We start from the raw sequence: 12,997 nt of genomic DNA, 5'->3' as shown, positions 1-12,997 counted from the left end.
ATTTCCTGCGCCGGCACCAGGTAGCCCAGGCCGCGCACGTTCTGGATCAGCTCGGCCCCCAGCTTTTTGCGCACGCCGTGGATGTACACCTCTACCGCGTTGCTGCTGACCTCGTCGCGCCAGGAATACAGCTTTTCCTCGAGCTGCTGGCGCGACAGCACCCGCCCTGGGCGCGCCAGCAGCGGCTCCAGCACCGCCCATTCGCGCGCCGACAGCACCACGGGCACGCCAGCCTGGGTGACTTCGCGCGTGGCCGGGACGATGCGCACATCGCCCCATTCGTACGCTGGCTCGGCCCGGCCGTCGGCGCGGCGCAGCAGGGCGCGGATGCGCGCCAGCAGCTCGTCCAGGTCGTAGGGCTTGACGATGTAGTCGTCCGCCCCCGCGTCCAGCCCCGCCACGCGCTGGCCCACGGCGTCGCGCGCGGTGGCGATCAGCACCGGCAGGCGCTGGTGGCGGCCGCGCAGGGCGCGTAGCACGTCCAGCCCGTCCTTGCGGGGCAGGCCCAGGTCCAGCAGCAGCAGGTCGTAATCGGCGGTGGTGAGGGCCGTGTCGGCCATGGCGCCGTCCTTGACCCAGTCCACGGCGTAGTGCTCGGCGCGCAGCGCGTCGAGCACCACCTCGCCAATCATCGTGTCGTCTTCGGCCAGCAGGATGCGCATGCGGCAATGGTAGCGGCGCCCTGGCGGCGCATCACGCAGGCAGTCAAAAGTGCTCACGATTTGCTAGCTGCCGGCGCTGATGGGGCGGACGTGTCAGCTTCAAACAATCGTGACTTATTATTGGGGTGCTTTGGCCTCGGGGCGCATGGCCCCGCCCTCCCCTGACAACCTCTTCGTCACCCGGAACCGCGCCCGCCGCGCCGCTCCGCGCTGGCGTGAACCCGGTGCTTTTTCTGGATGGATCTGGTTTACCTGCTTTTGCTGCCCTTTGTCGGCAGCCTGGTGGCGGCGCTGATGCCGACGCACGCCCGTACCGCTGCGGCGGTGTGGGCTGCTCTGGTGGGTGCGGCGGCGCTGGCCTGGGTGGCATGGCAGTATCCGGGGCTGAGCGAGGGCGCCGTGCTGCGCGAGGAACACCGCTGGATTCCCTCTGCCGGCATCAACTTCGTGGTGCGCATGGACGGGTTTGCCTGGATGTTCGCCATGCTGGTGACCGGCATCGGAACGCTGGTAGCGGTGTACGCGCGCTACTACATGTCCAAGAACGACCCGGTGCCGCGCTTTTTCTCGTTCTTCCTGGCATTCATGGGCTCCATGCTGGGCGTGGTGCTGTCGGGCAACCTCGTGCAGATGGTGTTCTTCTGGGAGCTGACCAGCCTGTTCAGCTTTTTGCTGATCGGCTACTGGTACCACCGCAAAGACGCCCGCCGGGGCGCCCGCATGGCGCTTACCGTGACGGGCGCGGGCGGCCTGGCGCTGCTGGCCGGGGTGTTGATGCTCGGCCACATCGTGGGCAGCTACGACCTGGACGTGGTGCTGGCCAGCGGGGCCGAGGTCACCGCCCACCGGCTGTACACGCCCACGCTGGTGCTGATCCTGCTGGGCGCCTTCACCAAAAGCGCGCAGTTTCCCTTCCAGATCTGGCTGCCGCGCGCCATGGCCGCGCCCACGCCGGTGTCCGCGTACCTGCACTCGGCCACCATGGTCAAGGCCGGGGTGTTTTTGCTGGCGCGCCTGTGGCCGGCGCTGGCAGGCACCGAGCAGTGGTTCTGGCTGGTAGGCGGCGCGGGGCTGATCACGCTGGTGCTGGGCGCCTACGTGGCGATGTTCCAGAATGATCTGAAGGGCTTGCTGGCGTATTCCACCATCAGCCACCTGGGGCTGATCACCCTGCTGCTGGGCCTGAACCGCGAACTGGCGGCCGTGGCGGCGGTTTTCCACATCATGAACCACGCGACCTTCAAGGCATCGCTTTTCATGGCGGCGGGCGTCATCGACCACGAAACCGGCACCCGCGACATCCGGCGCCTGGGCGGCTTGTGGAAAGCCATGCCGATCACCGGCACGCTGGCTTTCGTGGCCAGCGCCGCGATGGCCGGCGTGCCGCTGATGAACGGCTTCCTGTCCAAGGAGATGTTCTTTGCCGAAACCATCGATTTGAGCTCCTACCCCTGGCTGGACGTGGGCCTGCCGATTGCCGCCACCGTGGCAGGCGTGTTTGCGGTGGTTTATTCGTTGCGCTTTTCGGTCAGCGTGTTTCTGGGCCAGCGCCGGTCTGAGTTGCCGCTGGCCCCGCATGAGCCGGTGCGCTGGATGCGCGTGCCGATCGAGGTGCTGGTGCTGCTGTGCCTGGTGGTGGGCATCTTCCCGCAATGGTCGGTGGGCCCTGCCCTGGCACTGGCCGCGCGCCCGGTGGTGGGCGGCGATCTGCCCAGCTACAGCCTGGCGATCTGGCACGGCGTGAACCGCCCGCTGGTGATGAGCCTGGTGGCGCTGGCCGGCGGCGTGCTGCTGTACCTGGCGCTGCGCAAGCGTTTGCTGACGGGCAAGCTGCGCCATGTGCCGCTGATCTACTGGCTGGACGGCCAGCGCATCTTCCAGAGCACGCTGTACGCGCTCGACCGCGGCAGCCGCTGGGTGCTGGGCGTGCTGTCCAGCGGGCGGCTGCAACCGCAGCTGCTGCTGCTGGTTCTGTGCGCCGTCGCGGCGGCCACGGCGTCGTTGTGGCGCGGCGGCGTGACCTGGGGCGACCGCGAAAGGGTGCCCGGCTCGACCGAGTTCGCCCTGCTGTGGGTGATGGGCTGCGTGTGCGCGCTGGCAGCGGCCAACCAGGCCAAGTTCCACCGCCTGGCCGCGCTGATGATGGTCAGCGGCGTGGGCCTGGCCACCATTCTCACCTTCGTGTGGTTCTCTGCCCCCGACCTGGCGCTGACGCAGATCACGGTTGAGGTGGTGATGACCGTGCTGTTCCTGCTGGGCCTGCGCTGGCTGCCCAAGCGCCTACCCTATGAGGCTTCCCACCTTGCGCCGCGCGTGCACCTACGGCGTTTCCGCGACTTGATCGTGTCCGTGGTGGCTGGCGCCGGGCTGGCCGCCCTGGCCTACGCCATGATGACCCGGCCGGCGCCGCAAAGCATCTCGCCCTTCTACCTGGACCGCGCGCTGCCCGAAGGCGGTGGCACCAACGTGGTCAACGTGATGCTGGTGGACTTCCGCGCGTTCGACACCTTCGGCGAAATCACCGTGCTGAGCATCGTGGCGCTGACGGTGTACGCGCTGCTGCGCCGCTTCCGCCCGCCGCGCGAGGTTATCCAGCTGCCGCCGCAGCAACGCGCCATTCCGGCCGACCTGGCCACCGACCTGATCAACCCGCGCACCGCGCAAGACACGGCACTGGGCTACATGATGGTGCCCGCCACGCTGGTGCGCCTGCTGATGCCGGTCGCCGCCGTGGTTTCGGCCTACCTGTTCATGCGCGGCCACAACGAGCCGGGGGGCGGCTTCGTCGCCGGCCTGGTGCTGTCCATCGCTTTCATCACGCAGTACATCGTGGCCGGCACCCATTGGGTGGAGGCGCACCTGCAGCTGCGCGTGGTGCGCTGGATCGGGGTGGGCCTGCTGATGGCGCTGGCCACCGGTATCGCCTCGCTGTGGTTTGGCTACCCCTTCATGACCACGCACACGGCGCACCTCACGCTGCCGGTGGTGGGCGAAATCCACATTGCCAGCGCGCTGTTCTTTGACATTGCGGTGTTCGCGGTGGTGGTCGGCTCCACGCTGCTGATCCTGACGGCACTCGCCCACCAATCGGTGCGAAGCCACCGCAAGGCGCCCGACAAATCGGCAGCGGCCACCGCCGCCGCCAGCGCAGGAAAGGTCGACTGATGGAAACGATCATTGCCATTGCGATCGGCGTGCTGGGCGGCTCGGGCGTCTGGCTGGTGCTGCGGCCCCGAACGTTTCAGGTGCTGATGGGCCTGACCCTGCTGTCCTACGCGGTCAACCTGTTCATCTTTGCCATGGGCAGCCTGTCCATCGACCGTGAACCCATCGTGCAGACGGGCCTGTCGCCCAACCTGGTCAACTACACCGACCCGCTGCCCCAGGCGCTGGTGCTGACGGCCATCGTGATCGGCTTTGCGACATCGGCGCTGTTCCTGGTGGTGCTGCTGGCCTCGCGGGGCCTGTCGGGCACCGACCATGTGGACGGCCAGGAGCCGGACGACGGCACGCAAGCCATCCTGCCCAACGGCGCACCGGCGCAGGAGCCGCGCCCATGACGTTTGCCCAGTTGGTAGAGCGGCTCATGCCGCACCTGATCATCGCGCCCATCCTGCTGCCCATGGCCACGGCCGCGGTCATGCTGCTGCTGGGCGATACGCGGCGCCCGCTGAAGGCGGCGGTCAACGTGGCTTCTTGCGCGCTGGGCGTGTTCTGCGCCGCCGCGCTGGTGTACTGGGTGCAGCACATGGGCGCGCCGCAGGCGGTGGGGGTGTACATGCCGTCCAACTGGCCGGTGCCCTTTGGCATCGTGCTGGTGGTCGACCGCCTTTCGGCCATGATGCTGCTGCTGTCCAGCGTGCTGGGGCTGGCGTCGGTGCTGTACGCCTGCGCACGCTGGGACAAGGCCGGAGTGCATTTCCACCCTCTGTTCCAGCTGCAGCTGATGGGCCTGAACGGCGCTTTCCTCACGGCCGACCTGTTCAACCTGTTCGTGTTCTTCGAGATCATGCTCACCGCCTCTTACGGGCTGTTGCTGCATGGCTCTGGCTGGGCGCGCGTGCGGGCCAGCCTGCACTACATCGCGATGAACCTGATGGCTTCTTCGCTGTTCCTGATCGGCGTGGCCATGCTCTATGGCGTGACGGGCACGCTGAACATGGCGGACATGGCCATCATGGTGCCCGCCATTCCCGAGAACGACCGCGGCCTGCTGCACGCGGGCGCCGCCATCCTGGTGGTGGCGTTTCTGGTCAAGGCGGCGGCTTGGCCGCTCAACTTCTGGCTGCCATCCACTTACTCCAGCGCCAGCGCGCCGGTGTCGGCGCTGTTCGCCATCATGACCAAGCTGGGCCTGTATTCGATCCTGCGGATGTGGACGCTGCTGTTCCCGCAGGATGCGGGCGTATCGGCGTACTTTGGCGGCCCGGTGCTGGTCGGCCTGGGGCTGATCACCCTGGCATTTGGCGCCATCGGCATCATCGCCACCCAGCACCTGGGGCGCATGGCCGCGTTCTGCGTGATCCTGTCGTCGGGCACGCTGCTGGCCGCGCTGGGCTTTGGCCAGCCCGATGTGACCGGCGGCGCGCTTTACTACACGCTAGGCTCCACGCTGGCCATCAGCGCCTTCTTCCTGCTGGTTGACCTGATCGACCGCACGCGCCAGGTGGAAGACCGGCCAGACTACGTCAACGAAGCCGACCCCGATGACGAGCCCTTTGCCTACCCGGTGGACCTGATGCCCGTGCGCGACGTCAACCTCGACGAGGACGAGCAGGCGCTGTTCGGCCGCGCCATTCCCGCGGCCATGGCCTTTCTGGGCCTGTCCTTCATCGTGTGCGGCCTGACGATTGCCGGCCTGCCGCCCCTGCCCGGCTTTGTTGGCAAGGTGGTGATTCTTTCCGGGCTGCTCAATCCCAACGGCTTTGGCCACGACGCGCAGGTGTCCACCGGCGCGTGGCTGTTGCTGGCGCTGCTGGTGATCGGCGGCCTGCTGACGACCATCGCCGTGTCGCGTGCCGGTGTGCGCTATTTCTGGGCGCCCGAAGGCCGCCCGGTGCCACGCCTGCGGGTGATTGAAACCCTGCCCATCGGCGCACTGCTGCTGCTGCTGGGTGTGCTGGTGTGGCAGGCCGATGCCGTGCTGCGCTACGCCAACGCCACCGCGCTCAGCCTGCACGACCCGAAGGACTACATCGGCACGGTGGTATCGACCAAGCCGGTGCCGTCGCCCACCGCCACGGGTGAAGGAGGGCTGCGCCGATGATCCGCCGCCTGCTGCCCTCTCCGCTGCTTACGCTGGCGCTGATCGTGCTGTGGTTGGTGCTGAACCAATCGGTCAGCCCCGGCCAGATCATTCTGGGCGTGGTGTTCGGCGTGGCCGCGCCTGCGCTGCTGGCGCCGCTGCGGCCCGCCCGCCCCCGCATTCGCCACCCCCTGGTGCTGGCCAGGCTGATCCTGCACGTGGGCTACGACGTGATCGAGTCGAACCTGCAAGTCTTCTGGACCCTGCTGCGCCACCCCTCCCAGCCCGTGCAAAGCAGCTTCATCCAGATCCCGCTGGACCTGCGCGACCCCAGCGGCCTGGCTTCGCTGGCGATGATCACCACCGTGGTGCCTGGCACCGTCTGGTGCGAACTGGCGCGCGACAGCAGTGCCGTGCTGCTGCACGCATGGAACGCCCCGGACCCGGACGCCTTCATCGCCATGTACAAGGAACGCTACGAACGGCCCTTGATCCAGATCTTCGAGTCCGCCCCATGATGAGCCCGCTGCTGTCCTACGCCGTCACCACCACGCTGATCCTGTACGGCGTGGCCATTCTGCTGGCGCTCTGGCGCGTCCTGCGCGGCCCGTCGGCGCAAGACCGTGTGCTGGCGCTGGACCTGATCTACCTTCTGGGCATGCTGATCATCCTGGTGATCGGCCTGCGCTACGGCAGCAGCATGTATTTCGAGGCCGCGCTGCTGATCGCGCTGTTCAGCTTCGTCAGCTCGGCGGCCATGGCCAAGTTCCTGCTGCGCGGCGAGGTGATCGAATGAGCACGTCGGCGTCTGTGCCCATTTGGGTGGAAGTGGTGGTGGCCGTGCTGCTGCTGGCCAGCGCCGTGTTCTCTGTGGTGGCAGCGATGGGCCTGGTGCGCCTGAAAGACTTTTTCCAGCGCATGCATCCGCCGGCGCTGGTGTCTACCTGGGCGGCGTGGTGCGTCACGCTGGCCTCCATCGTGTATTTCTCGGCGCTGGACCAGCGGCCTGAGCTGCATGTGTGGCTGATCATCATCCTGCTGTCGATCACCGTGCCGGTGACCAGCATCCTGCTGGGCCGCGCGGCCCTTTTCCGCGGCCGCCAGGCGGGCAACAAGGCGCTGCCGCCCGCGTTGATGCCCAAGCAGACCGGCTCGGCCGACAACACGACACCAGACGACGCTGGCTGAGCGGGTCGCGCGCGCCCTGGGCGGCGGCGCTTGCAATTTCAAGTCGAAAACGCCTCCAACGCCCTACCCACCAGCGCCGGCAGCTCGTTTTTTGATAGCAAATTGCTTATCAAACCTTGGCGGCGTCAGGCCGGTCAACCTGTGCGCGCCTTCGCTTTCAACCAGCGGCGTTCAGCCCGGCCGCTTCATCTGGCAGGTGGTGGCCATGGCCGCGTCGCTGGCGCTGATCTGACGCACCACGCGAAAACCGTAGCCCGAGCCTTCCACGTCAAACGGCACGCCCGGCGCGCCCTGGCGGTCCATCACGCCCACCACCAGCGGCTGCTGGAACTGGTGATCTGCCGCGCGCATGGTGCCGCGCTGGCCAGCCAGCGTGACGTCGGCGCGCTCCAGCTGGCGCGCCACGGCCAGCGCGTCGTCGCTGCGGGCGCGGTCGATGGCCTGGGCCAGCGCCTCGATCATCAGCTGCATGCGCATGTGCACGTAATCGTCCTGCGGGCGCGGAAAGCGGGTGCGGAAGGCGCGGTAGAACTCGGCGCTTTCGGGCGTGGGCGTGTTGGGCAGCCAATCGGCCACGGCCACCACCTTGCCAATGCCCGCTTCGCCCATGGCAGCGGGCGCGCCCAGGGCGTTGCCGTAAAACGTATAGAAGCGGCCGTCAAACCCGGCTTCGCGCGCCGCCTTGACCAGCAGCGTCAGGTCGTTGCCCCAGTTGCCGGTGAGCACCGCCTGTGCGCCGCTGGCCTTGATCTTGGCCGCGTAGGGCAGAAAGTCCTTGATGCGGCCAATCGGGTGCAGCTCTTCGCCGGCGATGGCGATGTCGGGCCGCCGCTCGCCCAGCTGGCGCCGCGCCTCGCGCAACACGGCCTGGCCAAAGCTGTAGTCCTGGCCGATCAGGTACATGCGCTGCAGTTGCTTGTCTTCGGCCACCAGCTGCATCAGCGCCGTCATGCGCATGTCGGCGTGCGCATCGAAGCGAAAGTGCCAGAAGCTGCACAGCTCGTTGGTCAGGATCGGGTCGACGGCGGAGTAGTTCAGGAACAGCACGCGCCGCTGGGGCTCGCGCTCGTTGTGCTTGTTCAGCGCATCGATCAGCGCCGCCGCCACGGACGACGAATTGCCCTGCAGTACGAAATGCGCGCCGCTGTCGATGGCCGAGCGCAGCATCAGCAGCGATTCTTCCGTCTGCCCCTTGTTGTCAAAGCGCTCCAGCTGCAGCAGGCGCTTGCCTTGCGCGGTGGTCACGCCGCCCCGGGCGTTGACCCGCTCGATCGCCCACATCAGGTTGCGGTAAACGGCCTCGCCGGTGTTGGCAAAGGGGCCGCTGAGCGATTCGATCAAGGCCAGCTTGACCGGCGCCAAGCCCGCGGACTTGCCAGCGCTGGCGGGCTGCGCCATGGCGGCCAGCGGCGCGGCAGCGGCAGCGGCAGCCAGCAGTGAAGCGGTTCGGACGAGGGCCTGGCGACGTTGGATGGGGTTCATGACACTCAAAAGAAATCAGGTGAGGGGCGATGCCAACGCACGCGTCGGCATCTGACTGAAGCGCCCCGCTTCGCAAGAGGCTGCGCACCAACCCAACAGTGGGGGCGATGGCGCTGCCGACAGCCGCTAGGGCTTGTCTTCGTGCGAAGGGGCGGAGGCGGCGTCTTCGGCCGCCTTGGGCGGAACGGCTTTGCTCAAGAAGCCGCCCAGCAGGTCAAAGAAACGCTCGTACAGATTCGGCTCGGTGACGGTGTTGCTGGCCACCTTGACCAGCGAATCCAGGCCGCCTTCCACCGGCAGCGACAGCGACCCGAATCCGCCCACGCCCAGCGACGCCGACTCCTTGACCTTGCGCACCACGTACTGCTCTTTCAGGCCGCTCACGAAGACCACCGCACGGTCGTTGTCGCCCTGCTCGGGCGCGCAGACCACGCGAAACTCCATCTCCACGTGGTGTTCAGGTGCGGGCTGGAAATACTTGCGGCCCGACACCTGCTCAGGCTTGGTCGAGGTGACCACGTAACCCTGGCTGAGCAGCGTGCGCCGCGCCGCCTCGCAAGCCAGCGCAGGGCTGGTGGCGAAATGGCGGCTGTGGGCCGTGGAATCGAAGGTTTCGGGCTGGAAATCCACCAGCTCGACGGGCTTTCCGGGCAGGTTGGCGCAGGCTGCCAGGGTGAGGGGCACCAGCGCCCACACAGCGCGACGCCCGATTGAAGCAAGGCTCATCCGAAAACGCGTTCGCTATCAAAAGAAGAACGTGGATGTTAATGCCTGGCGCCCGTGCGGCCACCGCCAACGCCCACGTTTTTGTAACTTGACGCAGGATTTCGCGCGGTGAAATGGCCGCACGCATGGGCGCAGAAAAGAGCTTGAAATCCGCTGGCGCGCGCTCAAGTGTGGTGGCAAGCGACCGGGCGCAGCGCCGCTGACGAAGGGTCGCCATCCACACCACTCTGAAGGAATACGCACCATGATTTTCACCTCTGCCAACCCCAACCTGCGCCGCTCTGTCTATGGCCCCGCCCTGCGTTCGCTCGACCGCTTTCTGGACGACGCGGTGGCCGTTGCCAAGAACGCCGGCACGCAGCTGAAGGAAGAAGAAAAGCACTGGGAACTGAGCATCGACGTGCCCGGCGTGTCGCGCGATCAATTGAACATCGCCATTGAAGGCGCCACCGTGCGCGTGACCACCGTGGAAGGCGCCCCGCGCGAATACCGCAAGGCGTATGAATTCGCCCAGGAAGTGGACACCGCCGCCAGCCACGCCAAGCTGGAAAACGGCGTGCTGACCCTCACGCTGGCCAAGCTGGTGCCGCAAAGCAAAGCCACGAACCTGAACATCGACTGACGCGGTCTGCGGATGCGTGCGGCCAGCGTGAGAGCCGCATGCAAAAAGGGAAGCCCCGTGCTTCCCTTTTTTGTGCTTGCCGCGCGCGCCCTGCCAGAACCAAGGCTGGCCAGAGTCGCTCAGGCGGCCACGGCCAACTCATGCAGCGGCCAACGCGGCTTCACGTCGAACGCGTAATTCTGGCTGGGCTGGGCCGCGCCCGCCTGCACCCGCATGGCGGCCGCCAGCGCGATCATGGCGCCGTTGTCGGTGCACAGGTGCAGCTCGGGGTAGTGCACACGCACGCCGCGCGCGGCGCAGGCGGCGTTCAGCTCTTCACGCAGGCGGGCGTTGGCGCCCACGCCGCCGGCCACCACCAGCCGCCGCAGGCCCGTGGCTTGCAAGGCTTTGAGCGACTTTTTCACCAGCACTTCGACGATGGCCGCCTGCGTGCTGGCAGCCAGATCGGCGCGCGGCTGTTCGCAGGCCGCACCTTCCAGCCGACGCGCCTGGGTCAGCACCGCGGTTTTCAGGCCCGCAAAAGAGAAATCGAGGTTGCCGCTGTGCAGCAGCGGCCGGGGCAGTTTGTAGGCGGTGGCGTCGCCAAATTCGGCCAACCGCGCCAGCGCCGGGCCACCGGGGTAGCCCAGGCCGAGCAGCTTGGCGGATTTGTCAAAGGCCTCGCCCGCGGCGTCGTCAATGGTTTCGCCCAGCAGCTCGTACCGGCCAACGCCATCCACGCGCATCAGCTGCGTGTGGCCGCCGCTGACCAGCAACGCGATGAAGGGGAATTCGGGCGGGTCGGCGCTCAGAAACGGCGACAGCAAATGCCCCTCAAGGTGGTGCACGCCCAGCACGGGCTTGTCCAGCGCGGCGCCCAGCGCGCAGGCCATGCCCGCGCCCACCAGCAGCGCACCGGCCAGGCCAGGGCCGCGGGTAAACGCTACCAAATCAATAGCTTCCAGCGCTTGCCCAGCCTGCGCCAGAACCTCTTTTGTCAATGGAACGACGCGGCGGATGTGGTCGCGGCTGGCCAGCTCGGGCACCACGCCGCCGTAGTCGGCGTGCATGGCCACTTGCGTGTGCAGCGCGTGCGCGAGCAACTGCGGCACGCCTTCGCCCTGCACGCGCACCAGCGCCACGCCGGTTTCGTCGCAAGAGGATTCGATGCCCAGAACAAGGTGCGCCATGGCGCGCATTATCGGCGCCCGTGCCGCAAAGCGCGGCGCAGCGCCGCCGGGCCTCAGCCGATGCCGCCGCCGATGTAGCTTTCCATCTGGGCGATGATGAAGCGCTGCTCGGCCAGCTCGGCATTGACCAGGTCGCCGATGGACACCAGCCCCAGCACCTGCCCACCTTCGACCACCGGCAGGTGACGCAGGCGCGCCTGCGACATGATGCCCATGCATTCCTGCACGGTCTGGCGGGGGCTGACGACGTAGAGCTTGGACGTCATGACGTTGGCCAGCAGCGTGTCGGCCGAGGCCAGGCCCTTGAGCGCCAGTTTGCGGGCGTAGTCGCGCTCGGTGAAGATGCCCAGCAGCGCATCGCCCTGCATGATAAGCACCGAGCCGACGTTGCGGTCTGCCATCAACTGCAGCGCGTCGCGCACCGTGGCTTCGGGCGGCAGCGCGGCCAGGACGCGTTGGTCACGGTGGGCAAGGATGTCGGACACGTTGGGCATGGGCGGCTCCTCAAGGGGTGGGCGTGAAGTTGTTCACGCATCGTGCCAGAACCTGCCGCCCAGCGCCACCTGCGCGGCGGCGGTTTGCAGGCCGCGCCCGCCACCCTGAGCAGCGAATGCGCGAAGGCAGCGGCGACTGCGCCGTCGCACAATGGGCGCTGCGCGGCCCGGCGTTGCGACGTGCGGCCCCCACCCGTCCGCTACGTTTAACATAGCTGCCAGCGCTGGATGCACCTGCACCAGAGCCATTTTTTATCACCAATTCTCTCTGCCCCTCATGACCGCCGAATCTCTCGCGCTTATCTCATCCAAGGCCACCCAGAAGCTGCTGGGCGAGTTGCTGGGCCAGTACCGGCAGGCGCACCCCGGCGTACCCGTCACGCCGGAATCGGTGGGCGGCGTGGATGCGGCCAAGCGCGTGCAGGCGGGCGAGGCGCTGGACGGCGTGCTGCTGGCCAGCGACGCGATCGACAGACTGATCGCCAGCGGCCACGTGCTGCCGGGCAGCCGCGTCGACTGGGTGCGCTCTGGCGTGGCGGTGGCCGTGCCGGCGGGCGCGCCGCACCCGGACATCGGCACCGAAGCCGCCGTGCGCCAGGCGGTGCAGGCCGCGCGCACCATCGGCTATTCAACAGGTCCGAGCGGCGTGGCGCTGGCCCAGCTGTTTGCCCGCTGGGGCCTGGCGGACGAGGTGACCGCCAAGCTGGTCACCCCGCCACCGGGCACGCCCGTGGGCCAGCTGATCGCCCAGGGCGAGGTGTCGCTGGGCTTTCAGCAGCTGAGCGAGCTGATGGACTTGCCGGGCATCGACGTGCTGGGCCCGCTGCCGGATGCGGTTCAGATCACCACCGTGTTCTCAGGCGGCGTGGCGGCCACGTCGCGCCAGCCGGACGCCGTGCGCGCGCTGCTGGCGTTTCTGGCGTCTGCACCCGCCGCCCCAGCCAAGCTGGCCTGCGGCATGGCGCCGTTGTGATCTGCGGGCCGTGGCAGCCACCTGCACCCTGGCCTGCGCTCCCCTGCGCGGCAAGCCCGGCGGTGTGACAATCGCCTGTTAATGAGCCATTCCCTGACCGACCCTGACCTGCTGGCCCTGCTGTCCGACACGCTGAATGGCGCGGCCGCGCCCGCGGGAGCGGCGGGGGCCGTCATCTGCCTGTGCGCCCAGTGGTGCGGCACCTGCCGCGAATTCGCCACCGGCTTTCAGCAGGCGGCCCAGGCCCACCCCGGGCTGGTCTTCCGCTGGGTGGACGTCGAGGATGAATCCGCTGCTGTGGGCGATCTGGACGTGGAAACCTTCCCCACCCTGGTGATTGGCGCGGCCGACGGCGGCGTGCGCTTTGCCGGGCCCGTGCTGCCGCAGGCAGCGCAAATCCCCCGGCTGCTCAAAAGCCTGGGTTTGTAAGCCATCG

The 12,997-nt window shown here is 67.8% G+C and carries 13 protein-coding genes and 1 pseudogene; 9 read left to right on the top strand and 5 right to left on the bottom strand.

Going from position 1 to position 12,997, the window contains the following annotated elements; translation table 11 throughout:
* Positions 1-11: 11 nt before the first annotated feature.
* Positions 12-662, bottom strand: a pseudogene (locus C6570_RS09455) (response regulator); the annotation flags it as partial.
* Positions 663-899: 237 nt separating this feature from the next.
* Between C6570_RS09455 and C6570_RS09450 the strand changes: the two are divergent.
* From C6570_RS09450 to C6570_RS09425, 6 genes are read left to right on the top strand one after another with little or no spacing between them, the layout of a single operon-like run.
* Complete coding sequence (locus tag C6570_RS09450; protein ID WP_106702977.1) at positions 900-3,827, top strand: monovalent cation/H+ antiporter subunit A; 2,928 nt, start codon at positions 900-902, stop codon at positions 3,825-3,827.
* A complete protein-coding gene (locus tag C6570_RS09445) occupies positions 3,827-4,222 on the top strand; it encodes a Na+/H+ antiporter subunit C (RefSeq protein WP_106702976.1) in 396 nt (131 codons plus the stop codon). The genes C6570_RS09450 and C6570_RS09445 overlap by 1 nt, the downstream gene beginning before the upstream one ends.
* Positions 4,219-5,928: a monovalent cation/H+ antiporter subunit D gene (locus C6570_RS09440; protein ID WP_245896147.1), complete on the top strand. Its 1,710-nt coding sequence runs from the start codon at positions 4,219-4,221 to the stop codon at positions 5,926-5,928. The genes C6570_RS09445 and C6570_RS09440 overlap by 4 nt, the downstream gene beginning before the upstream one ends.
* Positions 5,925-6,425 carry a Na+/H+ antiporter subunit E gene (locus tag C6570_RS09435; protein WP_245896146.1) on the top strand — a complete coding sequence of 167 codons (501 nt, stop codon included), beginning with the start codon at positions 5,925-5,927 and terminating at the stop codon, positions 6,423-6,425. Before C6570_RS09440 ends, C6570_RS09435 begins: the two co-directional genes overlap by 4 nt.
* The gene (locus C6570_RS09430; RefSeq protein WP_106702975.1) at positions 6,425-6,703 is read left to right on the top strand and encodes a K+/H+ antiporter subunit F; all 279 of its coding nucleotides are present in this window, start codon (positions 6,425-6,427) and stop codon (positions 6,701-6,703) included. The genes C6570_RS09435 and C6570_RS09430 overlap by 1 nt, the downstream gene beginning before the upstream one ends.
* A complete protein-coding gene (locus C6570_RS09425) occupies positions 6,700-7,095 on the top strand; it encodes a Na+/H+ antiporter subunit G (RefSeq protein WP_106702974.1) in 396 nt (131 codons plus the stop codon). The genes C6570_RS09430 and C6570_RS09425 overlap by 4 nt, the downstream gene beginning before the upstream one ends.
* A gap of 171 nt (positions 7,096-7,266) precedes the next feature.
* Here C6570_RS09425 and C6570_RS09420 read toward each other — a convergent pair whose 3' ends face one another.
* Complete coding sequence (locus tag C6570_RS09420; protein WP_106702973.1) at positions 7,267-8,577, bottom strand: branched-chain amino acid ABC transporter substrate-binding protein; 1,311 nt, start codon at positions 8,575-8,577, stop codon at positions 7,267-7,269.
* Positions 8,578-8,703: 126 nt separating this feature from the next.
* A complete protein-coding gene (locus C6570_RS09415; RefSeq protein ID WP_106702972.1) occupies positions 8,704-9,303 on the bottom strand; it encodes a DUF2242 domain-containing protein in 600 nt (199 codons plus the stop codon).
* Positions 9,304-9,547: 244 nt separating this feature from the next.
* Between C6570_RS09415 and C6570_RS09410 the strand changes: the two genes are divergently transcribed.
* The gene (locus tag C6570_RS09410; RefSeq protein ID WP_106702971.1) at positions 9,548-9,925 is read left to right on the top strand and encodes an Hsp20/alpha crystallin family protein; all 378 of its coding nucleotides are present in this window, start codon (positions 9,548-9,550) and stop codon (positions 9,923-9,925) included.
* 119 nt (positions 9,926-10,044) lie between these two features.
* On the opposite strand, the gene tsaD is transcribed toward C6570_RS09410, so the two are convergent.
* The gene (gene tsaD / locus C6570_RS09405; RefSeq protein ID WP_106704617.1) at positions 10,045-11,094 is read right to left on the bottom strand and encodes a tRNA (adenosine(37)-N6)-threonylcarbamoyltransferase complex transferase subunit TsaD; all 1,050 of its coding nucleotides are present in this window, start codon (positions 11,092-11,094) and stop codon (positions 10,045-10,047) included.
* Positions 11,095-11,147: 53 nt separating this feature from the next.
* Positions 11,148-11,588, bottom strand: coding sequence for a CBS domain-containing protein (locus tag C6570_RS09400; protein ID WP_106702970.1), 441 nt, complete (start codon positions 11,586-11,588; stop codon positions 11,148-11,150).
* Positions 11,589-11,865: 277 nt separating this feature from the next.
* On the opposite strand from C6570_RS09400, the gene C6570_RS09395 reads away from it, so the two are divergent.
* On the top strand, positions 11,866-12,561 hold the full coding sequence (locus C6570_RS09395) for a substrate-binding domain-containing protein (RefSeq protein ID WP_106702969.1): 696 nt from the start codon (positions 11,866-11,868) through the stop codon (positions 12,559-12,561).
* Positions 12,562-12,642: 81 nt separating this feature from the next.
* Positions 12,643-12,990 (top strand): thioredoxin family protein, encoded by a 348-nt coding sequence (locus C6570_RS09390; RefSeq protein ID WP_106702968.1) that lies wholly within the window; start codon positions 12,643-12,645, stop codon positions 12,988-12,990.
* Positions 12,991-12,997 lie beyond the last annotated feature (7 nt).

This window comes from Ottowia oryzae (assembly GCF_003008535.1).
Classification (GTDB): domain Bacteria; phylum Pseudomonadota; class Gammaproteobacteria; order Burkholderiales; family Burkholderiaceae_C; genus Ottowia; species Ottowia oryzae.
The sequence above is the reverse complement of the archived record's forward strand: the minus strand, read 5'-3'. Positions and strand labels throughout refer to the sequence as shown.